The organism is Planktotalea sp. (assembly GCF_018607995.1).
In the GTDB taxonomy this organism is placed as follows: domain Bacteria; phylum Pseudomonadota; class Alphaproteobacteria; order Rhodobacterales; family Rhodobacteraceae; genus Planktotalea.
Genome location: NZ_JABBAL010000019.1, coordinates 100,673 through 123,726, shown reverse-complemented (window position 1 = coordinate 123,726; position 23,054 = coordinate 100,673). Strand labels below are relative to the sequence as shown.

22 protein-coding genes and 3 pseudogenes are annotated in these 23,054 nt (G+C 52.8%); 13 read left to right on the top strand and 12 right to left on the bottom strand.

Annotated elements, in window-relative coordinates:
- Nucleotide 1: 1 nt before the first annotated feature.
- Genes QZ280_RS08105 through purC form a run of 4 tightly spaced genes read right to left on the bottom strand, consistent with a single transcriptional unit; the run spans nucleotide 2 to nucleotide 3,544 of the window.
- Nucleotides 2-1,804: an ATP-binding protein gene (locus QZ280_RS08105; protein WP_293442476.1), complete on the bottom strand. Its 1,803-nt coding sequence runs from the start codon at nucleotides 1,802-1,804 to the stop codon at nucleotides 2-4.
- Nucleotides 1,805-1,850: 46 nt separating this feature from the next.
- Entirely contained in the window at nucleotides 1,851-2,519 is a 669-nt protein-coding gene (gene purQ, locus QZ280_RS08100) for a phosphoribosylformylglycinamidine synthase subunit PurQ (protein ID WP_293442400.1), read from the bottom strand.
- Nucleotides 2,519-2,749 carry a phosphoribosylformylglycinamidine synthase subunit PurS gene (purS, locus tag QZ280_RS08095; RefSeq protein WP_293442397.1) on the bottom strand — a complete coding sequence of 77 codons (231 nt, stop codon included), beginning with the start codon at nucleotides 2,747-2,749 and terminating at the stop codon, nucleotides 2,519-2,521. Before purS ends, purQ begins: the two co-directional genes overlap by 1 nt.
- A gap of 33 nt (nucleotides 2,750-2,782) precedes the next feature.
- On the bottom strand, nucleotides 2,783-3,544 hold the full coding sequence (gene purC / locus QZ280_RS08090) for a phosphoribosylaminoimidazolesuccinocarboxamide synthase (RefSeq protein ID WP_293442394.1): 762 nt from the start codon (nucleotides 3,542-3,544) through the stop codon (nucleotides 2,783-2,785).
- A 214-nt stretch (nucleotides 3,545-3,758) separates the two neighbouring features.
- On the opposite strand from purC, the pseudogene QZ280_RS08085 reads away from it, so the two are divergent.
- From QZ280_RS08085 to QZ280_RS08055, 7 genes and pseudogenes are all read left to right on the top strand, one after another.
- Nucleotides 3,759-4,046 (top strand): annotated as a pseudogene (locus QZ280_RS08085) (DUF1476 domain-containing protein); the annotation flags it as partial.
- Nucleotides 4,047-4,231: 185 nt separating this feature from the next.
- A complete protein-coding gene (locus QZ280_RS08080) occupies nucleotides 4,232-4,657 on the top strand; it encodes a hypothetical protein (RefSeq protein ID WP_293442391.1) in 426 nt (141 codons plus the stop codon).
- Nucleotides 4,658-4,737: 80 nt separating this feature from the next.
- On the top strand, nucleotides 4,738-4,971 hold the full coding sequence (locus QZ280_RS08075; protein WP_293442388.1) for a hypothetical protein: 234 nt from the start codon (nucleotides 4,738-4,740) through the stop codon (nucleotides 4,969-4,971).
- Between the two features lie 60 nt (nucleotides 4,972-5,031).
- The gene (locus tag QZ280_RS08070) at nucleotides 5,032-5,988 is read left to right on the top strand and encodes a DUF2156 domain-containing protein (RefSeq protein ID WP_293442385.1); all 957 of its coding nucleotides are present in this window, start codon (nucleotides 5,032-5,034) and stop codon (nucleotides 5,986-5,988) included.
- A gap of 104 nt (nucleotides 5,989-6,092) precedes the next feature.
- A complete protein-coding gene (gene bmt / locus QZ280_RS08065; protein WP_293442382.1) occupies nucleotides 6,093-7,109 on the top strand; it encodes a betaine--homocysteine S-methyltransferase in 1,017 nt (338 codons plus the stop codon).
- A gap of 136 nt (nucleotides 7,110-7,245) precedes the next feature.
- On the top strand, nucleotides 7,246-7,944 hold the full coding sequence (locus QZ280_RS08060; protein ID WP_293442379.1) for a corrinoid protein: 699 nt from the start codon (nucleotides 7,246-7,248) through the stop codon (nucleotides 7,942-7,944).
- Between the two features lie 69 nt (nucleotides 7,945-8,013).
- Nucleotides 8,014-8,649, top strand: a complete 636-nt coding sequence (locus QZ280_RS08055; protein WP_293442376.1) for a DUF1638 domain-containing protein — start codon at nucleotides 8,014-8,016, stop codon at nucleotides 8,647-8,649.
- 3 nt (nucleotides 8,650-8,652) lie between these two features.
- On the opposite strand, the gene QZ280_RS08050 is transcribed toward QZ280_RS08055, so the two are convergent.
- The gene (locus QZ280_RS08050) at nucleotides 8,653-9,795 is read right to left on the bottom strand and encodes a HupE/UreJ family protein (protein ID WP_293442374.1); all 1,143 of its coding nucleotides are present in this window, start codon (nucleotides 9,793-9,795) and stop codon (nucleotides 8,653-8,655) included.
- Between the two features lies 1 nt (nucleotide 9,796).
- Between QZ280_RS08050 and QZ280_RS08045 the strand changes: the two genes are divergently transcribed.
- The 4 genes from QZ280_RS08045 to QZ280_RS08030 all read left to right on the top strand — a co-directional run bounded on the left by QZ280_RS08045 (nucleotide 9,797) and on the right by QZ280_RS08030 (nucleotide 13,200).
- Nucleotides 9,797-10,606, top strand: coding sequence for a DUF4198 domain-containing protein (locus tag QZ280_RS08045; protein ID WP_293442371.1), 810 nt, complete (start codon nucleotides 9,797-9,799; stop codon nucleotides 10,604-10,606).
- A 39-nt stretch (nucleotides 10,607-10,645) separates the two neighbouring features.
- Nucleotides 10,646-11,539, top strand: coding sequence for a PfkB family carbohydrate kinase (locus tag QZ280_RS08040; RefSeq protein WP_293442368.1), 894 nt, complete (start codon nucleotides 10,646-10,648; stop codon nucleotides 11,537-11,539).
- The gene (locus tag QZ280_RS08035; RefSeq protein ID WP_293442365.1) at nucleotides 11,536-12,456 is read left to right on the top strand and encodes a pseudouridine-5'-phosphate glycosidase; all 921 of its coding nucleotides are present in this window, start codon (nucleotides 11,536-11,538) and stop codon (nucleotides 12,454-12,456) included. Before QZ280_RS08040 ends, QZ280_RS08035 begins: the two co-directional genes overlap by 4 nt.
- A 69-nt stretch (nucleotides 12,457-12,525) precedes the next feature.
- Nucleotides 12,526-13,200, top strand: a complete 675-nt coding sequence (locus QZ280_RS08030; RefSeq protein ID WP_293442362.1) for a DUF502 domain-containing protein — start codon at nucleotides 12,526-12,528, stop codon at nucleotides 13,198-13,200.
- 3 nt (nucleotides 13,201-13,203) lie between these two features.
- Here the strand turns inward: QZ280_RS08030 and QZ280_RS08025 are convergent.
- Nucleotides 13,204-14,202 (bottom strand): annotated as a pseudogene (locus QZ280_RS08025) (patatin-like phospholipase family protein).
- Nucleotides 14,203-14,217: 15 nt separating this feature from the next.
- Nucleotides 14,218-15,701: pseudogene (locus QZ280_RS08020) on the bottom strand (helicase HerA-like domain-containing protein).
- A gap of 600 nt (nucleotides 15,702-16,301) precedes the next feature.
- On the opposite strand from QZ280_RS08020, the gene QZ280_RS08015 reads away from it, so the two are divergent.
- Nucleotides 16,302-16,913 (top strand): invasion associated locus B family protein, encoded by a 612-nt coding sequence (locus QZ280_RS08015; RefSeq protein WP_293442359.1) that lies wholly within the window; start codon nucleotides 16,302-16,304, stop codon nucleotides 16,911-16,913.
- A 55-nt stretch (nucleotides 16,914-16,968) separates the two neighbouring features.
- Here the strand turns inward: QZ280_RS08015 and QZ280_RS08010 are convergent, their stop codons facing one another.
- The 4 genes from QZ280_RS08010 to QZ280_RS07995 all read right to left on the bottom strand — a co-directional run bounded on the left by QZ280_RS08010 (nucleotide 16,969) and on the right by QZ280_RS07995 (nucleotide 21,312).
- On the bottom strand, nucleotides 16,969-18,180 hold the full coding sequence (locus QZ280_RS08010; RefSeq protein ID WP_293442356.1) for a beta-ketoacyl-[acyl-carrier-protein] synthase family protein: 1,212 nt from the start codon (nucleotides 18,178-18,180) through the stop codon (nucleotides 16,969-16,971).
- Nucleotides 18,177-18,434, bottom strand: coding sequence for a phosphopantetheine-binding protein (locus QZ280_RS08005; protein WP_293442353.1), 258 nt, complete (start codon nucleotides 18,432-18,434; stop codon nucleotides 18,177-18,179). Before QZ280_RS08005 ends, QZ280_RS08010 begins: the two co-directional genes overlap by 4 nt.
- A gap of 36 nt (nucleotides 18,435-18,470) precedes the next feature.
- A complete protein-coding gene (lpxD, locus tag QZ280_RS08000) occupies nucleotides 18,471-19,562 on the bottom strand; it encodes a UDP-3-O-(3-hydroxymyristoyl)glucosamine N-acyltransferase (protein ID WP_293442350.1) in 1,092 nt (363 codons plus the stop codon).
- 139 nt (nucleotides 19,563-19,701) lie between these two features.
- On the bottom strand, nucleotides 19,702-21,312 hold the full coding sequence (locus tag QZ280_RS07995; RefSeq protein WP_293442473.1) for a L,D-transpeptidase family protein: 1,611 nt from the start codon (nucleotides 21,310-21,312) through the stop codon (nucleotides 19,702-19,704).
- A gap of 356 nt (nucleotides 21,313-21,668) precedes the next feature.
- Here QZ280_RS07995 and QZ280_RS07990 point away from each other — a divergent pair, with 356 nt between their 5' ends.
- A complete protein-coding gene (locus QZ280_RS07990) occupies nucleotides 21,669-22,238 on the top strand; it encodes a DUF882 domain-containing protein (protein WP_293442347.1) in 570 nt (189 codons plus the stop codon).
- Nucleotides 22,239-22,297: 59 nt separating this feature from the next.
- Here the strand turns inward: QZ280_RS07990 and QZ280_RS07985 are convergent, their stop codons facing one another.
- A complete protein-coding gene (locus QZ280_RS07985; protein WP_293442344.1) occupies nucleotides 22,298-23,047 on the bottom strand; it encodes a DUF3445 domain-containing protein in 750 nt (249 codons plus the stop codon).
- Nucleotides 23,048-23,054 lie beyond the last annotated feature (7 nt).

Below are 23,054 nucleotides of genomic sequence, written 5' to 3'. Positions count from 1 at the left end.
TCTACTCCGCTGCGGGTTTGGCGATCTCTGCGCCGTCCTCATGTAATATCGGCAAACGAATTTCAAAGACCGCACCACCCTGCGCCGCGTTGCGGGCAGTCATTCGTCCCCCCAAATCGTTTACGATACCCGATGAAATTGCAAGCCCTAGCCCGACACCCTCCCCGGGCTGCTTGGTCGTGTAGAAGGGCTCGAACAGCGCATCGAGGTCCTCGATCCCCTGCCCGTTGTCGCGCACGGTCAGGATCGCTGTTTCTCCAGCCGCGAGCAAAACATCGACCTGTGGATCTTTCACAGATTTCGTCGCATCCAACGCATTGCGCAAAAGGTTGATCATCACCTGCTCAACGCGGACGCGATCCGCCATTACCACAACCGGTTCTTGCGGCACCGCTTTGTTGATTTCGACCTGTCGCTGACGCAACTGCGGCTCCATCATAGACAGGCTTGAGGCAAGCGCATCGCCAAGGTTTACAGGAGCAAAATCATCACCACTCTTGCGCGCGTAACTTTTAAGCTGGCGTGTGATTGCGCCCATGCGGCCAATCAAATCATCGATCCGCTGGAAGCTCGCCAAGGCTTCATCCGGCCGCCCGCGCCCCACCAAAAGTTTCGCCCCTGCAAGATAGGTTTTCATCGCCGCAAGGGGTTGGTTCAACTCATGACTGACAGCTGCCGACATCTCGCCCAATGCGGCAAGTTTGGAACTTTGCGCAAGGGTTTGTTCGGCCACTGCAAGGGTCTCTTGCACCTTCTCACGCTCGGCGACTTCTCGCTGCAAGCGTATGTTAAGTTGGCGAAGTCCCGCCGACTCGCGCTGAAAAGAGGCCATGCGCACAGCGGTCTTGCGGTTCAAAAAGTAAAATGTCAGCGCAAGCAGGATCGCGAAACCCATGATTTCCAGCGCAAGCACCCCGTTTACGCGTTCTCGTACCGATGCGTAGGAAGTAAAGCTCGCCATCTGCCAGCCGCGAAACAATACCCGCGCCTGAGTGCGCATCACGGCTTCGCCGCGAAAATAAGCATCCCCTGGCAAAGCGCGCCAATCTGCGGTAGCTTGCAAGGCGCGGCTGATTGCGCCCGAAGGTGGCTGCCGTTGTAACGCGTCTTCTTCCATCAATCCCCGCCACCTCGGTTCTGTCGACAGAATGATTGTGCCTTCCGAATTGGTGACCAAAACCGCATCCGAAATACCGGCCCAAGCCCTTTCAAATTTTTGCAAATCCACTTCGACCACAACAATACCAAGCACATCGCCACTGCTTTCAACACGACGCGAATAGCTAAACGAATAGCCGCCGGATTCGCGTTGCATCACAGAAAAAACCGTGTTGTTTGAACGCAGTGCGTCGACAAAGTAGGCATCATTGCGGTGCAAGGATTGCAGACGGTTGCGATCCGTTGCCGCAACCGAGCGACCCTCGCGATCAAGCAACATGATTGAGGCAGCTCCAATCTCTTCGACAAAGCTGATTAGGCGCTGGGTCGATGTCGAAAAATCATTGGAATTGAGTGCGCCAATTAGCGCTGGATCTCTTGCAAGAAGCTGCGGCACAATCGCGTTGCGGCGCAGCTCTGACAGGATGTTTCCGCTATAAAGCGTCAAACGTAGCTCTGCTCGGTTACGGGTCGTTTCTGTGAAGCGGTCGGTTAGGAAAGAATTGGTCAGAAAGACCGTCACGCCCGCGAGTAAGATCAGCCCGAACAACAAAAACCGGATACGCCACAGATTGAAGCGCGCACTCTCGCGCGCGGATCGCAACAGTGTTTGCGATAGGGGGGACGATGGTGGCACGTCGCTCATGGGAAGGATTTTACTGCGTGGATCGACATCGCTCAAGGCTGCAATCTCACGCGGAGGCCATCGTCCCGATCAAACCAGCGAAAAGACGCGCGCCATCTGTGGACCCGTGTACATCTTCCATTGCGCGTTCAGGGTGCGGCATCATGCCCAGCACACGCCCGTTTGCAGACGTAATCCCCGCGATATCGCGATCAGAGCCGTTAGGATTATCCGTATAGCGAAACGCAACGCGCCCCTCGCCGATCAAACGATCCAACTCATCAGGCGTCGCGGTGTAGTTGCCTTCATGATGCGCAATTGGCACCTGAATGGCCTGACCTACCTCGTAATTGCAAAGGAAATCACTGTCGCAAGCCGCAACTTCAAGACCAACCGTCTTGCAAATGTACTTCAGCCCTGCATTGCGCATCAAAGCACCTGGCAAAAGCCGCGTTTCTGTCAGCACCTGAAAGCCGTTACAGACACCAAACACATAGCCGCCCTTTTCTGCATGGGTCTTCACCGCTGCGCAAATTGGCGAATTCGCCGCAATCGCACCACAACGTAAATAGTCGCCGTAAGAAAACCCACCAGGAATTCCAACAAGATCAATGCCTTCTGGCAACTTGCTATCTTTATGCCATACGCGCGTAACATCTGCGCCAACCAGCTCTAGCCCGGTCGCAAGATCGCGATCACAGTTAGAACCGGGGAATGTAATGACTGCGGCGCGCATCAGTTCAGCTCAACCGTGTAGGATTCAATCACCGTATTCGCGAGCAACTTTTCACACATCTCGTTCACCTGAGCTTCAGATGTCCCATCCGCCAGATCAAGATCGATCACTTTTCCCTGACGCACACCCTCAACACCCTCGAACCCAAGCGCACCCAATGCATGGCGGACCGCTTCACCCTGCGGATCCAAAACACCATTCTTTAACATGACATGTACACGAGCTTTCATCGATAAGTCCTTTATGGTGTTGAGATATTCGAGTTAGTTTATCAACGTCGGCTTAGTCACCGGCTGTTGGTTCTTTGGTAGCACACCCAAACGGCGCGCAACCTCTGTGTAGGCATCCGTGAGCGAGCCAAGATCGCGACGGAACACATCTTTGTCGAGCTTCTGGTTCGTCTCAATATCCCACAAACGACAGCTATCAGGGCTGATCTCATCCGCGAGAATTAGGCGTTGGTAATCGCCCTCATAAACGCGGCCAATCTCGATTTTGAAATCGATCAATTTGATGCCGACACCGTACATAATGCCAGACAGGAAATCATTGACCCTTAAGGCCAGAGACAAGATATCTTCCATATCCTGTTGCGACGCCCATCCGAAGGCAGCGATATGCTCTTCAGAGACTAATGGATCGCCCAGCTTGTCGTCCTTTAGGCAATATTCAATGATCGGGCGCGGCAATTGCGTGCCCTCTTCGATGCCAAGGCGTTGCGACATGGTGCCCGCCGCATAATTGCGCACGATGATTTCGAGCGGCACAATCTCGCACGTCCGGACGAGCTGCTCTCGCATGTTAATGCGCTTGATGAAATGCGTCGGCACGCCGATGCTCGCCAAGCCAACCATGAAATACTCGGACAACATGTTATTCAACACGCCCTTGCCTTCAATCACGTCCTTCTTTTCTGCGTTGAACGCTGTCGCGTCATCTTTGAAGTATTGAATTAAAGTTCCCGGCTCTGTGCCCTCATAAAGGGTCTTCGCCTTACCTTCGTAAATCTTTTTTCCGCGCGCCATGGCAGTGACTTTCTTTGCAGCGTGATAAGCTCAAGACGACTCTGCCCTCGCTTATCCTGACGCTCTCTTAGGACAAGGCGCGCTGATGGGCAAGGCGACAGGCCAACGCAGCCGCGCGTTGCCCCTTGCAGCACCCTCTTTGGCATCTCGTGTGTTAAACGCAAAACACTTGAGGAGAGTGAGCAATATGAGTACCTTTTAGGATCGCCAAAACTCTTTCGAGAAAAAATTCGCGCACAATGCGGAAATGCAGTTCAAAGCAGACACACGCCGCAATGAATTGTTGGGTCTTTGGGCCGCAGAGCTGATGAGCACATCCAGAGGGGACGCTACCGCTTACGCCAAAGAAGTGATCAAGTCCGACTTTGAAGAAGCGGGGCATGAGGATGTTGTTCGCAAGGTTGCGGGCGACTTGGGTGAAAAGTCTAATCCCTATGAAATCCGCGCGAAAATGGATGAATTTTGGGCGACTGCTAAAGCACAGTTGATGACAGAAAGTTAACGAACTCAGGTTTGTAAACTTTGGCCGCGGGTGGAACACATTCCTTCCGCGGTTTTTTTATGGGCTGCATTTAGACGTTAAGCCCACGCTAAAGTATCATACGCTATGGCAAGCGTATGATTGCTAAATCTGCTTCCTTTGTGCTTCAAAGTAGAGCTTTTGTTCAGCTTTTCGCGATGTGTCTAGTGCTGCCACTTTTTGCACTCGCAGCGCACCCGTTTCTTGAAACATTGGATTGGGGTCAGGTTGGGCGGTCATGGAGCGGCATTACACCGCTTCAATGGTCGCTCACCATTCTGGAAACAGCCGCCAGTTTTGCCGCACTGGGGCAATACGATGTCATCGTGCACCGCATCCTGCACACGCGTGTCAGTGCTAAGGCGGCTCAAGCAAGCGATGCCGCGGCGGTCGCGCTATCACAAACTTTAGAGTTTGGGTTAGTCATTGGCACGCTAGCGCGTTGGCGTTGTTTGCATCACTTAAATCTTGCTGTGGCAAGCAAGGTGACAGCCCCCGTATCGATCAGCTTTTTGGGACCATGGCTCACCTTATTCGCGCTGTCCGGTTTGCTTTTACCGCATGCCTTGCCTCTGCCATCTTATGTCTTTTAAGCAAGCCTGTTCTTGGCCGCCTGTTTCACGCTTTATACGCGCTGAAACGTCACATAACTGTCGCCGGCTACCACACTCGATTGCCAAGCCTTCTCGCGATCTTCGCGCCGATGTGCTTTGCGGCCATTGATACCGGCACTGCGGCATTGGCATTTTGGGTTTTGACCCCAAGCAGTACGGATATTGTGTTCGCGCAGTTGTTCCCGATCTACCTGGTCTGTTTTGGGTTGGCGCTGGTCAGCAATACGCCAGTTGGCGTTGGCCCCTTTGAACTGATCTTGCTTTGGGCGATACCTAACATCAACATAAACTAGCTACTAACTTCTCTGATCACATTCCGTTTTGTCTATTTTGTGCTGCCCAGAAGCCTGGGGATGTTCTATGCGTTTCGTCCTTTGAAGGATCAAACCGAAGTCAGTCGCGTCGCCCTTTTCGCACACGGCTTGCATCCTGAAACCTCTTCGGCGCTGCAAACCGGGGCGACGTTGATTGCGCCAAATGGTCAAATTATTGGCGCAACTGCGCGCACGACGCAGTCCACTACGCTGTTGTTTGAGCCCGCAGTCAAACTGCAAAGCAGCCTTACTGCGCTTTCACTCCAAGCAAGAACAAGCGCGGCCATTCCACTTTTTTATAAGTGCAATGCGCGAACAGCGTTGCAATTGCGCTCGCGCAGCCTCTCTGTAGTGCGCATCGCGAAAGATGGCTTAATCGATCTTAAAGAAGCAACGCTTGAGACGCCCCAACGACGCACACTCCGGCGAAAGCTGCGCAAGATTGAGAAATCAGGCGTTGAAGTAAACAAGCGCACACTCACCAAGGAAACAATCAACACATTAGATCAAATTGACCGCGAATGGCATGGGATCAATGGAACCCCTCGTGGTCTATCAATGGGGCGGTTTTGTGAGGCCTATCTCACGACACAGGATGTCTTTGCCGCTTGGCAGAACGATCGTTTGATTGCTTTCATTAGTTGTCACAAAACCTCGGAGGCTTGGACGCTTGATCTGATGCGTAGCAGCGCTGACGCATCAGACGGAACCATGCACGCCCTTGTTTGGGCAGCGATTAAGGCCGCGAAACATCAGCAGTGCGAGACGTTTTCTCTTGCCTCAACCCCTTATGAAGAGGCCTTCGTGCTGCAATCGGTTGAGAGAATAAGCTTTTTGTCACCACCGCATTCAAAAGGCCTAGCGCAATTCAAACGCGCCTTCGCACCAAGATGGCAGCCTCTTTACGCCGCAGCTCCTTTGCGTACGGGTCTTTTTTTGGCGCTTTGGGATGTTTGGCATGAAGTGAAGGACCCCCCACCATTGCGCGAAGAGTGACTGTTTAATCAACACCTTCGCCTCACTCATGATCATTATGATAAATATGAATTTGCTTCATTTTCGCGATCTATGACACAGACAAGAAAAAGGTGGTGGACTTAATGACAAACACTCTTTCCAAAATGCTCTCCGAACGCGAGTGGGTACTTGCGGACGGTGCAACAGGCACAAACCTGTTCAACATGGGTTTGATGTCAGGTGACGCGCCCGAACTGTGGAATGAACAACACCCAGAAAAGATTAAAACGCTTTACAAATCTGCTGTTGATGCAGGAAGCGATTTATTTTTGACTAATTCGTTCGGCGGCAACGCGTCCCGCTTGAAACTGCATGACGCACAAGATCGCGCCCATGATTTGTCGCGTATAGCCGCCGAGATCGGTCGCGATGTGGCAGATGCTGCGGGTCGCCCTATCGTCGTCGCCGGCAGTGTTGGTCCTACAGGCGACATTATGGAACCCGTCGGCACACTATCGCACAGCGATGCGGTTGAAATTTTTCATGAACAGGCCGAAGGGCTTAAAGCCGGTGGTGCAGATGTGCTCTGGCTCGAGACTATTTCGGCACCCGAAGAATATCTGGCTGCTGCAGAAGCCTTTAAGCGCGCTCAAATGCCCTGGGTTGGAACGATGAGTTTTGACACAGCGGGTCGCACAATGATGGGCCTGACCAGTGCTGCGATGGTGGAAATGGTTGATAATATTGAAAATCCCCCACTTGGGTTCGGGGCAAATTGCGGAACTGGCGCATCGGACCTTCTGCGCACAGTGCTAGGATTTGCAGCGCAAGGACCATCCGTTCCGATTGTCGCAAAAGGCAACGCAGGCATTCCAAAATACGTCGATGGACACATTCATTATGACGGATCACCGGAATTGATGGGCGAATACGCATTGCTCGCACGAAACTGCGGCGCAAGCATTATTGGCGGTTGTTGTGGGACGATGCCGGAGCACCTAAGCGCCATGCGCCGCGCGTTAGAAAACAATGAAAAAGCGCCAGCTCCGAAGCTCGATGTGATCTCCGCTGCCCTTGGTCCTTTTTCATCCAGCAGCGATGGCACCGAAGAAAACGCGCCAGTGGCACGTCAAACACGCAGACGCCGCCGCAGTAGTTAAGCCGTAAACAGATCAAAAATTCGTTTTTGGTCGGATGTGAACGCGCCAATGTCGCAATTGTTGAAGTGCTTATGCGACATTCTGACCAAACATCTCGGAGACAACAGGCGATTACGCCCCACCAAAGGAATGGCTCATGTCCGACGAAGACGACATCATCCTCGCTGATCTGGACGACGAAGAACTTGTTCAACAGATGTTCGACGATTTGTACGACGGTCTTAAAGAAGAGATTGAAGAAGGCGTTAACATCCTTCTTAGCCGTGGCTGGGCCCCCTATGACGTTCTGACCAAAGCGTTGGTAGGTGGCATGACAATCGTTGGCGCGGATTTCCGCGATGGCATTTTGTTTGTTCCTGAAGTCCTTTTAGCAGCGAATGCAATGAAAGGCGGCATGTTCATCCTCAAACCGCTGCTTGCAGAGACTGGCGCCCCGCGTGTGGGCAAGATGGTGATCGGCACAGTCAAAGGCGACATTCATGATATCGGCAAAAATCTCGTCTCCATGATGATGGAAGGAGCCGGCTTTGAGGTTGTCGATCTTGGGATTAACAACGCGGTCGATGCTTATCTTGAAGCTTTGGAAGCGGAAGAGCCTGACATTCTTGGAATGTCCGCCCTGCTGACGACGACGATGCCTTATATGAAAGTCGTAATCGACACGCTGGTCGAGCAAGGCAAGCGCGAAGATTACATCGTTCTTGTTGGTGGAGCGCCCCTCAACGAAGAATTTGGCAAAGCGATTGGCGCGGATGCCTATTGCCGCGATGCGGCTGTTGCGGTTGAAACGGCCAAAGAATGGGTTGGGCGCAAGCACAATCAAATGGCTGGCTAAGCACTTTGCACAGACTGGATTGAGGCTCCGGCGCATGTGCGCTCGGAGCCTTTATCGTTTAGGGACAACATGATGCAGATCGAAGATGATGTATTAACACAATCAGGTTTGACGCAGCATAATGGCGCGCGATCATTGATTATTGCCTGTGGAGCTTTAGCGCGCGAAATCCTGGCGCTCAAGGACATGAATGGATGGGACCATATGGATCTCACCTGCCTGCCCGCGATCTATCACGTCTATCCTGACAAAATCACCGACGCGGTGGAGCAAGCCGTGTTGAAGCATCAAGCGGATTATTCACAAATTTTCATAGCTTATGCCGATTGCGGAACTGGGGGACTTTTGGCCGCAAAATGCGCTGAGTTAGGCGTTGAGTTGATCGAAGGGCCACATTGCTATTCGTTCTTTGAGGGCAACGCAGCCTTCAGCAAAATCTCCGAAGATGAGTTCACCGCCTTTTATCTCACCGACTTTTTGGTACGCCAATTCGAAGCGTTTGTGATAAAGCCAATGGGCTTAGATCGCCATCCAGAGCTGCGCGATATGTATTTCGGCAATTATGAAAAACTCGTGTATCAGGCGCAAACCGAAGATCCCGCTCTCACTAAGAAGGCAAAGGCCTGCGCAGCCCAACTTGGTCTAAAGTTTGAGCGGCGCTTTACCGGTTACGGTGATCTGAAAACTACCTTAGCGCAGGTCTAAACGTTACAGGAACACCCGTTCAACGAACCAATAAGCACCCACGGCCGCGATCACCAAAGACGCTGGAAACGCGATGCGGGTGCTATACCAGTCCTTGCCACCAAACCAATATCCGACCGTGAGGAACGCGAGTGCGATCGCTGTGAGTTGGCCCAATTCAACACCTACGTTAAAGCCGATAAGTGCCGCCACGAATTGACCTGCGGGCAAGCCAAACTCGCCAAGCACCGATGCGAAGCCAAGCCCGTGCAGCAAGCCGAAGACGAAGATAATGACAGGCCGCCGTGCGTGAAGCTTGTTTGAGAACACATTTTCAATCGCCACATAGACGATCGAAGCGGCGATAATTGGCTCCACAATATTGCCCGGAATCGTGACGATACCAAGCGCACCAAGCGCCAGCGTAACCGTGTGCGCCAAAGTGAACGACGTCACTTGCACCAGCAATGGTCGCAATGCCGTTGAGAAGAAAAACAGACCCAAAACGAAAAGAATATGATCAAGCCCTTTGGGCAGAATGTGATCAAATCCGACGGGAATATATTCCGCAAAAACCGAGAAAAATCCACGTGCCTCGCCGCCAGCGACAGACATCTCAGGGCTGGTTTGTCCACCACTGATATAGCCCGTGTAGGGGTTTTCCGGCCCAATCTGGCGCAGGATCAAAGAGCCGTATCCGTCTGGCCACGCGAGCTGCATCCCCTTTGCGTCAGATGCCACACTTGCACTGAGGGTCAGCTCGGACAGTCGCGGCAGTTCTACATCGCCCACCTCCGGAATACCCAATGCACTGATTTGCAACGGAATAACCGCGCCATCCACGCTAAGCACGATATCGCGTAGCATTTGCGGAGCGAATTCTGTCAGTCGGCTCTCAAGGGCGTCAGGTGCTGACGCGCGTAGAGCATCGTAATCTGCGGCTTGGGGCACGTCATTTGTATCCTCTGCTGCATCAAGATCGATGCCCGCCAGAAAACTCTCCAAAGCAATGCGCAAATCAAGGCGCACCTGCCCTTCCTCTAACGCGAGGTCTGCAACCGTGGGGCTGACCTCATGCGCGTGAATTGGCGTCAATGTGATCGCCAAAAAGCTTGACACTGCGAGCAACTGCACCAGCATCGCCCTGAAGAAAAAGAAAGTTGACATAATGAACCCTAAGTCTCTCACATTAGCAGTTTTATTGAGCGTCGCTGCTGCGCAGCTCTTTGCTCATGAATTTTGGATTGATAGCAAAAAGTTTCAAGTCGAAAAAGGCGAGAATGTCGTCGCCTACACTAGAAACGGGCAAAATTTCAAAGGTATAGACCTCGCGTACTTCACCGGACGCGCAGCCTTGTTTGAACGGATCGACAGTGAGGCTCGTCAAGCTGTGACGCCGCGCTTGGGCGATTCCCCTGTCTTTGACACGCCAATTAAGAATGACGGACTGTTTACACTAATCTTTCAAAGCAAACCGGAAAAATTGACTTATAGGGAATGGGCAAAGTTCGACAAATTTTCCAAGCACAAAGCCTTTCAAAATGTGCTCGAAAGACATCGCACGCGCGGGTTGAGCGAGGAAGAATTTAGAGAGACTTACACGCGTTTTGCTAAAGGATTGTATGCGGTTGGCACAGGGGCTGGACAAGACGCACAACAAGGGTTGGAGATTGAAATCGTCGCGCTAAATAACCCGTACACAGATGACGTAAGTGCGGGTTTACCCGTTCAGGTCTTTTATCGCGAAAAGCCACGGATCAACGCCCAGGTCGAGATTTTTGAACGTTCGAGCGACGGTGTGGTCGAGGTTTCAACAGTGCAAACAAACGCAGAAGGCATCGCAATTGTGCCCGTGAAATCCGGGTATGCATATTTGCTAGACAATGTGCTTTTGCGCGAACCGTCTGAGGCGTTGGCACAAGAAACAGGCGCGGTTTGGGAAACGCTTTGGGCTGCCTTGACGTTTGAAGTGCGATAGCCCCTTGCGAGCCCGCACGTAGAGCGGCACAAAAGATAGATGACTTACATACCAAAAATCCTTTGCATCGGCTCTGTCCTTTGGGACGTGATCGGGCGGTCTAAAAGCGCGATGCGCCTTGGCAGCGATGTACCCGGTCGCATTTCTCAATTGCCCGGTGGTGTTGCGATGAATATCGCGATGACCCTGCGCCACTTTGATCTTCACCCCGCATTGTTAAGTGTTGTCGGAAAGGACGCAGCAGGCACACAGCTTATCTCTGAGGCATCTGGTCTTGGCTTGATTTGCACCCATATCTACCGCTCTGACGATTTGCCAACAGACCGATATATGGCTGTCGAGGGTGCGAATGGGATGATTGCCGCCATCGCAGATGCGCATTCGTTGGAAGCGGCGGGAGAAAAGATCCTGACCCCGTTGCACGATGGCACGCTTGGCAATGCAGATGCGCCTTACTCCGGGATGATAGCTCTTGATGGAAATCTGACGCTGGCCCTCTTGAGCAAGATCGCGAGTGATCCATTGTTCGCAGCAGCAGACTTGCGTGTTGCGCCTGCGTCTCCTGGCAAGGCCGAACGTTTACGCCCCTTTCTCGATCAAAGTCGTGCAACGATTTACGTGAACCTCGAGGAAGCGGAATTGCTGTGTCAAAGCGGTTTCGAGACCGCGACAGAGGCAGCAACCGCTTTGGTCACACGCGGGGCCGTGCGTGCCTTGGTTACTGATGGCGGCAAGCTTGCCGCAGAGGCAGATTCAAGTGGTGTACGCCACGCCTGCCCGCCTCAAGTTTTGATCGCGCGCGTTACGGGTGCAGGCGACACATTTATGGCCGCTCACATGAACGCAGAGCTGCGTGGCACCTCACCAAAAGATGCGCTAGAGCAGGCTTTACAAGCCGCTGCGCGCTACGTCTCAGGAGAAACAGCACATTGACCCAATCGCCCTTTGTCCGCTCACCCTCTGTCCAAGCCGCATTTGACGCCGGCACACCAATCGTGGCGCTTGAATCCACGATCATTACCCATGGCATGCCCTATCCGCAAAACCTTGAAATGGCGCGTAAAGTCGAAGCAACCGTGCGCGCAGGTGGCGCGGAACCTGCAACAATCGCGGTGATCGACGGCACCCTATTCGTTGGTTTAGAGGATGCACAATTGGAAACGCTGGCGCAAACCAAGGAGGCCGCAAAGCTGAGCCGCGCTGATATGGCCGTGTGCTTGGCAACGAGTGGCACCGGTACAACAACTGTGGCCGCGACGATGATTGCGGCGAGCTTGGCGGGCATTTCGGTCTTTGCCACAGGTGGCATTGGCGGGGTGCATCGCGGTGCAGAAGAAAGCTTTGATATCTCCGCTGATTTGCAAGAGTTGGCGCAAACCGCCGTGACTGTTGTGGCCGCGGGCGCAAAAGCGATTTTGGATGTCTCGAAAACCCTGGAAGTGCTCGAAACTTTGGGCGTACCAGTCATCGCCTACGGTCAAGACTGGGTACCCGGTTTTTGGTCAGCGCAAAGCATACATAAAGCGCCTTTGCGCCTCAACAGCGCATCCGAAATCGCAAAAGCGCATCTTACACGTGCAGCGCTTAGCTTGCCGGGCGGGCAATTGATTGGCAATCCAATTCCTCAGGACGCAGAAATTCCGCGCGCTGAAATGGAGCCTGTGATTGAGCGCGCACTACAAGACGCCGAAACCCATGGAATCATCGGAAAATCCGTCACGCCCTACCTGTTGCAACGAGTGTTCGAGCTGACTGAGGGCCGATCCCTGAGCGCGAATATTGCACTAGTGCTCAACAATGCAGCAGTTGCCACCCAAATTGCATGCGAAATGAAGAACAATCAGCCCTAAGACCACCCTCGCCCATTGCCCAAACGTCGATACACGCTTATTTAATCGTCAGATTCGTTTGGAATATTTATGAACACCCCCTTTGACGAAAAACCCCGCCGTCCCGGCCTTTTCGCATCTTTGCGCGCCAGCTTTCTGACGGGTTTAATTGTTATTGCGCCGGTTGGTCTTACGATCTGGCTGATCTGGTCGGTGATTGGCTGGATTGACAGCGTTGTTCTGCCGCTGGTCCCTTATGATTTCCAACCTGAAGAATACATCGGCATCAATCTGCGCGGCATCGGCGTTATCATCTTTTTGCTCTTCACGATTATTGTGGGATGGTTGGCCAAAGGTTTGTTGGGGCGCTCCCTGATCCGTGTAGCCGAGAACGTTGTACAGAACGTGCCAGTCGTGCGCTCGATCTATTCGGGCGTGAAACAGATCGCAGAAACCGTCTTTGCCCAGTCGGAGCGATCTTTTGAAAAGGCGTGCTTGTTTGAATATCCACGCAAGGGCATTTGGGCGATTGGATTTATCTCAACTACGGCCAAAGGCGAAGTTGCAGATCGAGCGAGCACCAGTGGGGACTTGGTCAGCGTGTTCGTTCCAACAACGCCAAACCCGACCTCCGGATTCTTACTATTTTTCCCCCGCGAAGACATTATGGAGCTGGAAATGAGCGTAGAAGATGCGGCGAAACTCGTGATTTCCGCTGGTCTGGTCTATCCGAACCCCAAAGATACGAGTCAGCCCAAGTCGTAACGACTAGCTAAACATCGCCTGCAAATCGACACTGCTGCGTTTGCCAACATCGGAGCAATGCGTGTCGAGAAAACTATCAGCGGCCGCTTGCCCTGCGCTTTTAAGCGCCGCCAAAACCGACGGGATTGCGACTGTTTTCGTGGCGACTGATGGTTAATTCATCAGCGTATCATCCGCAATCATATATACATTCACCCGCTTCATTGCACCTTGTTCTATCGGGCCTTCGCTGATCAGGCGTTGCACAAAAGAAATCGTTCGCAATTCGCGCAAGAGCGATGTGTTAAAGCCAATCTCATTAATCCTGTTCTGGATTTCTTGCGGTGTGCGTCGCACCTCATTGCGTTTCAACAGATTGATGTTGAAAGTCAAAATATTCTATGAATAGTATTTTTCAAACAGCCGTGGATTGCCCGTGTAACCGCCATCCCAATAGGGCTCGCCATCTATTTCAACGGTTCGAAACAGTGTCAGAAGACAGGCGGAGGCGAGCAAAGCATCAGGGCCAATCTCAGCACCTTGGAACACTTTCAACTTGCTGCTGCGCACGTTGGTGGAGCCGATGAACAAATCCGGTCCTTCAGGTGCGCAGACGTCACCATAATCCAAACCATCCACAATGGATTACAGCGGATGATTATAAAACAGTCCCGACGAATAGCGGATGTCATCCGATTAAACACATCCGCAAAAGCGTAGACAGGCGAAAGTTCCAATGCACGGCTCAACATCGCAGGTGAATACAGTTCTTGCTCGAACCATTGCCCCATACCTGCACTAGAGCTGCAAGCAACCTCAGCCCACAGCGCATCAAGGGAGGCGCACGCACCCTCAGAAGCGCCAGCCAGCATTCCTGACTTCAAGTCGGCCGCATTCAGCGCCCCCGCAGAGGTGCCGGAAGTGACGGCAATCTCAAGATATTCGTCCTGCAACAGACGATCGAGCACACCCCAAGTTAACGCCCCATGCGCCTCCCCCTTGCAAGGCGAGGTTAATACGCAGCTTTGTTGTGTTGGCTTATCTCGTTTTAAACAGGCCGCCCAGGCTGTCACGCACAATGCGTCGTCCTGTGGTGCCCTCAAGTTCTTTGATCACGAATTTCGCCATGGCACTGCCGAAACTATCGCTCTTGGCGCGCCCGCGACTTGTCGAGCGAGTCAGGCGGGTGCCATTGTATCGACGCGCGGATTTGTATTCAGGTTTCGCGATTTACATTCCTTCCTCTTTCGCTTCAGTCTATGCCGCAGCTTTCGCGGTCACGTCCGCACGCCCGCGCAGAATTTCATAGGCGGATTGACGATCTTCTTTAGCTTCATATTTGTCTGCAATATGCGATTTAGCGACAACTACAGCGCGCTCTGACTGCGAAATCGGCGCGAGTTTAGAGCTGGGTGGCCGGATCAGCGTGCGCTCCAATCCCCGGAATAACCTTCTTTTACACCATCGAGGTCACTGCCCCTCCCACGCCAACTTCGCGAATGGCGTCAGCGGTATTAAACAAAGGGTTGTCACGATAGGTTTCAGCCGCCTGCATGAATTGAGGGCGATCACGCGCCGTAACGCGCGCAATGCATGTTGAATGCGGTTGCCCAACTGACCAAGAATATCTTCAGGCACATCAGACGGGTTCTGCGTGACGAAATAGATGCCCACCCCTTTAGAGCGGATCAAACGTGCAACTTGCTCGACCTTATCAACCAAAGGCTTTGGCGGGCAATCAAGCAGCAAATGCGCTTCTTCAAAGAAGAAGAAAAGCTTGGCTTTGTCAGGAACACCAATTTCTGGTGATTCTTCAAATAATTCTGACAAGAGCCACAACAAGAACGTCGCATAAAGACGCGGCGGGCCCATCAACTTCTCAGAGGCCAGAATGTTAATCCATCCCCGCCCATCTGCGGTCGTGCTAATGATGTCGCTCAGCGCAAGCGCGGGTTCGCCAAACAGCTCTGCACCGCCTTGGTTTTCAAACACCAGAAAACGACGTCGAATAGCGCCGATAAAGCTCGCCAACACATTATCATAGCGCAGCGTCAGTTCTTCGCGCTGCTCGCCCAACCACACCAATAAAGCTTGCAAGTCTTTGAGATCAAGCAGTGGCATGCCTTGCTCGTCCGCGACGCGAAAGGCATTATAGACCACACCCTCTTGCGGTTCGCTGAGTTCGAGAAGACTCCAGACCAACAGCAGGCCCATTTCCGCAATCGTTGTACGTACGGGATGGCCTTGTTGGCCGAATAGATTCCAGAAGGTGACCGGAAAATTTGATAAAGGTAGTCGCTAAACCCGATCTTTTCCGCGCGTAACGTGAACGCCTCATGCAGATTGAAAGTATCGGTCCCTGCATGTGCGAGGCCAGATACAACGCCTTTAACCTCAGTTAGGAACACGGGCACCTCGGCGTTCGAAAAATTTTCTGCGAAAACCTAAAGCGTTACTGTCTTGCCCGTGTCCGTGGCACCAGAGATCAAATCGTGTCGATTGGCATATTCCAAGCTAAGCAATTGCTTTTCCGTTTAGCCCAGGCCGCCGCCACCAACAAAAATATGATGGTCCATTGCGTTTTCCTGCGAGCTACTAAAATTTTACTCTTTCTACCGTGTAGAAACGGAATGTTAATTTAATCATGTCAGAGTGCAATCGTCCGCAGCCTGTTGTTCATGTTGAGCGGACAGACTTCCTCCTTGTCAGACTGACCGCGTCCATTGTGGCGCGGTCTTTTTAATATAAACTCCCGCCTAAGAAGCGGGAACGTCAGCTTTGCAAACAAAGGTCGTGTTTACACACCGACGACATGCGACATTTTGTCGATTTCCTGTTGACGCTACTACCCCCCAGCCATAAGCTGTCCTCAATAAGTCGGTCAGTCCGACAGGGAGAAGAATAAGAAAGGAAGACCCGGAGAGGTCTTCCTTTTTTGTGTTCAATTGCGAGGCTGGATCGACCAATAATTGCACAGCCTGAGCGCTTGCTCCCACTTGCCAACCGCGCTGCTTTCGGCAAAATAAGCGCAAATTCGCTACTTAGATGGCCGCCAGGCACTGACAGTTCAATGTGCACGTGTTAGGCAATCAAAAAATACTAACCAACTCAGGATTGTTTTTATGATCACTCGTCTTTCTACCTTCGCTTTTGTCGCGTGTTTAGTCCTCTCAAATGGTGCATATGCCCAGAAAACAACGACCGAGGAAGAAACACCATTAACTGTGCCTTCTTCCGAGGGTGATTTGAATTTGGGTGAAGACACGTCCACGCCGCAGATAGGCCAGACCTACATCCGCGAGATTGAGCAAGATTGGGAGATCCAATGCATGCGTATCGAGAACGGCGAAAACGAGCCGTGCCAGATGTATCAGCTTTTGCAGAATGAAGCGGGCGACCCTGTCGCTGAGGTGAGCCTGTTCAAGCTCCCACAGGGTGGTCAAGCAGTAGCTGGTGCAACTGTGGTTGTTCCTTTGGAAACAGCCTTGCAAGCTCAGCTGCGCATCGCCGTTGATGGTGCGCAAAGCAAGCGCTACCCCTATTCTTTGTGCAATCAAGTCGGCTGTTTCGCGCGGATCGGATTGACCGAGAGCGATCTCAATGGCTTCAAAAAGGGCGCAAAAGCTGTCGTCACGATCGTTCCTTTTGTAGCACAGGATCAGCAGATCCAACTTGAGATGTCATTAAAAGGCTTCACTGCCAGCTACGACAAAACCACAGTTGCAGCGCAGTAATAGCGCCTCAGAAATCATCTCGAAAACGCGTCCTTCGCGGGCGCGTTTTTTGTGGTTAGTTGAATCTGCGCAATGCGAGGACGGCGTTCAATCCGCCAAACGCAAACGCATTACTGAGCGCCACATCAACAGATGTTTCGCGCGCAACGTTTGGAACTACATCAAGCGCGCATTCAGGATCAGCTTCCTCATACCCAATGGTCGGCGCAATAATCCCGTCGCGCACCGCCATGATACAGGCCAGCAGCTCAACCGCGCCTGTACCGCCAATCAAATGTCCGTGCATGGACTTGGTTGAACTGATCATCAAATCATCCGCGTGTGGGCCAAACACATCCGCCACGGCTGCGCATTCGGTTTTGTCGTTCGCCGCCGTGCCGGTGCCGTGAGCATTGATATACCCGACCTCTGATCGATCAATTCCCGCATCACTCAAGGCACCAGAAATCGCGCGTGCAGCCCCCTGCTTGGAAGGCATGACGATATCCGCCGCATCGGAGGACATTGCAAAACCCGCAACTTCGCAAAGGATCTCCGCACCGCGCGCTTTCGCGTGCTCCATGTCCTCAAACACAAAGATCCCTGCACCCTCACCCTGAACCATGCCATTGCGATTTGCGCTGAACGGACGACACGCGTCTTTCGACATGACGCGCAGTCCTTCCCAGGCTTTCACACCGCCAAAGCACAACATGCTCTCGGATCCACCGGTAATCATCACATCGGCCATACCCGTGCGGATCATCAAGAACGCTTGCGACATAGCATGGTTTGACGACGCGCAGGCGGTCGAAACAGTAAAGCTCGGCCCCTTTAGATTATGCTGCATCGAGACATGACTACAGGCCGCGTTGTTCATCAACTTTGGCACAACGAACGGATGCACACGGTTTTTACCGTCCTCATAGACGGAGCGGTAATTGTCGTCCCATGTGCTTACCCCACCACCAGCGGTACCAAGTACTACACCAGAGCGCACCGATAAACTGCCAGTAAATTCCAGTCCGGACTGCGCCACTGCTTCCTGCGCGGCGCACAGTGTGAACTGCGTGAAGCGGTCATAAAGCGTCATTTGCTGGCGATTAAAGATGCCTTCGGCCTCAAATCCTTTGACCTGCCCGCCAATCTGGATCGAGAGCCGCTCAACATCGCGAAACTCAAGCGGGCCAATGCCGCATTGGCCTTCGCGCATGGCCTCCATTGTCGCGGCCGCACTTTGGCCAAGCGCATTGATTGCGCCAGCGCCTGTTATAACGACCCGTCTCACGATTTTAAGGCGATTAGGCGCTCAATCCCTGCCACGATAGTATCGACGTTAGAGATATCAAAATCGCTATCATCAGGGGCGTTGGCATTAAACGGGATGGTCAGATCGAACTCTTCCTCAATCGCGAAGATGCTCTCCACCAGACCAAGGCTATCAATCCCAAGGCTCTCCAAAGTGCTTTCCCCCTTCACATCGCTGACCTCAAGCATGGCTTGCTCTGCTATAATGCTGAAAACTCTGTCACGAATGCTCATGGCCGTATCCTTTGTGCCAAATGCGTTGGTGTAGATTTAATCGCTGCCGGAAGTCTTGGAAACACCCTTTTGCAGACCTGCGACATCGGCGAAGAGACGCGGCAAGCGGCGCAAGAGTTTATGAATTTCGATTTGCTTGTCCATTTTGACCGCAGGATAGCCCAGCATCACGCGTCCCGCTGGCACGTTAGAGAGCACTTTGGTTGCCCCGCCCGTGATCACATTGTCACCCACAAACACGTTATCACTGACCCCCGTCTGACCACCAAGAACAACGTTGTTGCCAATTCGCGTAGAGCCGGCGACGCCCACTTGCGCGCAAATCATGCAGTCATTTCCGATGGTGACGTTATGGCCAATCTGTGCGAGGTTATCAAACTTGCAACCGTTGCCGATCACCGTATCGCGTACATTACCGCGATCCACGCAGGCGTTTGCACCCAATTCCACATCATCACCAATCCGCACAGAGCCCAGAGAATGAATGCGCACCCAGCTTTGCACGTTTAGATCACCTTGATCGCCAAGACTGCCCCTAACCCGCTCAACCGCGCCTTCTTCGGGGGTGACAAACGAAAACCCGTCGCCACCCACAACCGCACAGGGCTGCGCAATAAAGCGCGCGCCGATCCGCACGCGCGCGGCAATCTTGACGCCCTCACGCAGGAGTGCGTTTTCGCCGATCTGCGCGTCACGCCCTACAAAAACCTGTGCACCAATCCGACTTCCTGCACCGATGGACGCGCCCGCCTCAATCACGCTCAACGCGCCAATGCTTACGTTTTCCCCTAGCACCGCACTCTGATCAACAACCGCAGAAGGATGCACGCCCGCAGGCTCACTTGGTGCCGGGTCCATCATCGCGCTGAGACCTGCCATGGCAAATCGTGGACGTGGTGCGAGAATGGCTGCCTTCAAACCAAAACCTTGCCAATCCGCATCCGCGCACATCATCGCAGCCAGTGCGTGGCCATCCGGCAGCGTCTTGGCGAATTCGGGCTTCATCGCAAGGGCAAGCTGATCCGCATTTGCTTGCGCAGGCTCCGCGACGGAAGTTATGCTCAGCGACACATCTCCTACAGCAGTTGCATCCAAGGCCTGTGCGATTTGCGCAATCGTAAATGTCATCTGTGCCCTCACCCAATTCTTTCAAATGATGTAGGCGAAATCATAGGGCGAGGCAAACAGGCCAAGCAAAACACTGCTCCCAAGAATTGAAACAGCCGAGGTATCTCCGGCTTTCCCTTCATATTATATGCTTTGTAGATTAGCCGCCAACCGCGCGCAATTGCACGCCTGCTTTTGCCAACGCCGAAAAGATCTTCGCATCGCGCCCATAGATATCGCGACGGAAATTCGCAGAGCCATTCGCTGTCACAAACGCTGTACGATAGACAATGTGAACTGGAACAGGGTCATTCAGATCCACGCGGGTCTCAGCGCCCGTCGAAAGCTTGGACTGGAAGAGGCCTTTGGGATCACTCGTTTGCTTGGCCAATAGCGCATAGGCAAACTCAAACGGTTGATGCAGTCGGATACACCCGTGAGAGTAGGCACGCACTTCGCGGCTGAACAGGTTTTTCGCAGGCGTATCATGCAAATAGATGTTGTGACGGTTCGGGAACATGAACTTCACAAGTCCAAGTGCATTGCTATTACTTGGTGGTTGCTTGATGCTAAACGGGAAGGTTTCCGCAGAATATTCGCCAAAGTTTGCCGCAGAACGTGAAACGGTTAGACCACGACTATCAACAATGCGCAAATGGCCAACCGCGTTTGGGTCCTTCTTCAAAAGCGGCAAATACTCTTTGGTTGCAATGGAGCGCGGGACGTTCCATGTTGGGTTAATCACCAAGAACTCCATCACGTCGGAGAATTCAGGGCTACGGCGATCGCTTTGGTTCTTGCCAATAACGGAACGTGTTTTGAACGTCTCTTTACCATGATCAATGATCGCTGCGGAAAAATCGGTCAGATTGACCCAAACATGACGCTTGCCACGGGGACGGTTCATCCAACGCTCACGTTCCATTGCGACCATGATCGCCTGAAGATGCGATTCAATCGGGCGGTTGATTTCGCCCATTGTGCGGGGACCAGCCACCCCATCAGGGTTCAAACCACGTGAGAGTTGAAATTGCTGAATCGCAGATTGCATCGCTGCATCATAGGTTTGTGAGGAAGAGCGCTTCAAATAGCCCATCGCCTGCAAACGGTTACGCAAAATGACCACCGCGTTGCCTGATTGATCGGGTTTCAAAGACTTCGCGGAGACCTTTTGCCCCCAACCGCCTTTGGCTAACTGCCGCTCCATCATCAGCTTTGTCTTCATCAAACGCGCATATTCAGGCGCTTTTGGTGCCAGAGCTTGGAAGAACCGTTTAGGCGATGATTTGGTGAAATTCGTAAGGTAAGACACACGATCGCGCAGCGGCACTTGGCGTACGATTTCACGATCCACTTTGGACGGGGTCAAAACACCAGTCTGAAGATCGCGGGAATATTGAAGGAAAATCCGGCTCATCTCGACCTCTACAGCGCCACGGTCGCGTGGGCTGCGCGCTTGTTTGAGCAAAGTTTGCAGCTGCTGGGGATTATATCGGCTGACCGGCAAACCATGATCAGCCGCATTGCTGACAGCATTCAACAGTGCCTCGCGACGCTTGCGATCCTTGCCACTGCGCCCCGTCCAAATCGATTTGTACTTATTCGCCTGATAAAACGCGGCAATACCTTTGTCTTTGGCCGCGGCTTCAGCGACCGCTTGTTTAAAGGCCGCAACCTGAGCGTCCGCAGGTGTTGCGACAAAGTTAGTAAGCGTAAGTGCGATCGCCGCAAGCAATGCGCGACCTGAAAAAACTCTTTGGCTGCGAGGCATCTGCATCGTTGTCCCCCGAAAAATATACTGAACATGACGCCCGGTCAGAGCGCGTATAATCATGTGCCGTAGTCCCGCATCAACACCATATCTGTCCATTCACATTTGCGATGGGACGCACAAAATCCGCTGTGTGGTGCACCTCTGCACCGCCAATTAAGACAGAGCCGCCGAGATAAGTGATATATTTACAAAATTGAGCAAAAAAATGCCGAAATTGGTTGTCAATTTGCACTCCGAAAAATCGAGTCTTGGTTGGCGATTCGAAACGTGCCATAAGGCGGCAACTGCGGGGATAAATAGGCAGAGTATCCGTAACATCGGGTGCGAACAGGTAAGAACGGGACGAAATAGTTATGGCAAACGAATTGAGTACCGGCGTCACGCGCCGCGGTCTGCTTCGTGCATTTGCAGCCACAGCAGTTGTTGCAACTCCGACCTACGGCAATGCCGCTGGCTTTTTACGGGGAGGCGGCGATATTCGTCGGATCAAGATGTATTCTGGCCGAACAGGCGAGCGCATCGACATGATTTATTGGGTCGAAGGCAAGTATATCAAAGAAGCAGTCCAGGAAGTGCACCACTTCATGCGCGATTGGCGCACCAATGACGTGAAATTCATCGATCTGCGCACAATTGATGTGATGGCAGCGGCCCACAACCTGCTGGATTCGAATGAGCCTTACTTGCTGCTCTCTGGCTATCGCAGCCCAAAAACAAACAATATGCTGCGGTCTCGTTCCAAGGGTGTTGCGAAAAACTCCTTGCATATGAAGGGCCAAGCCGCTGATTTGCGTTTGTCCTCACGGTCGGTGAGCCAAGTGTCCCGCGCTGCGGCCGCGTGTAAAGGTGGCGGTGTTGGTCGCTACTCAGGATCCAATTTTGTTCACATGGATTGCGGACCAGTCCGCGTTTGGGGCCGCTAAACCCGCCTCTTCATTCAATAAACGATTCAAGCTCGGTCAAATGACTGGGCTTTTTTAGTTCAAGAACTTTCGCCGATCTCACGCTGATCAATCACATAGGTGTGGATCGAAAAAATGACCGCCTTCGAATTTGGCAATCTCACCAACACTTGACGCTCTGAACGCAGGAAATCATTTACTGTGCTGGGATCGTACTCGCTGTAGTCCTTCTCCAAACGCGGCTGATACAATGTCGCACCGGAATAGGCACGATTGAAGCGCCACAAAGGCCGCCCCACCTGTACGCCATCAAACAAGCGCTGCACGCGGCGGCGTACGTTTTCGTCATATTCATCAACGGGTTGGTGAATACGTCCCATCGGTTTTCCGATCTTCTCGCTCAGCGTCCAATGCGCGGGAAAGCATAGGATCGCGGCACTTAGGATATGCTCGTCTGACCCATCCGGTCGCTCCAAAATGCAGATGTCCTCTTGGATCAAATGGCCAATCACGATCAACGGCTCGCCGTTCAGATCAACACTTCGCCCATCAGGGCAAAGCATGTGATCGCCGACGCGCGTGAACCCCTCAAGGGTTTGAACCTGCGCAATAATCGCCTCAAACGCCTCATCAACAGCCGGCTCGCTGCTGTCAATCGTTGCGTGCACGTCGCCGCGCTGCTCGCCTATCAGCCTTATCCGCTCACGCATTTGCGCAGCATAGGCGGCATCAACACGCAACCAATCGCTCATCTCCAGCGGCTGTATCCCCGGCAAAGCGCGCATCACCTGCATCTCTTCAGGCAGATCTTTTTGGCAAATCTCGCTCATACCAATC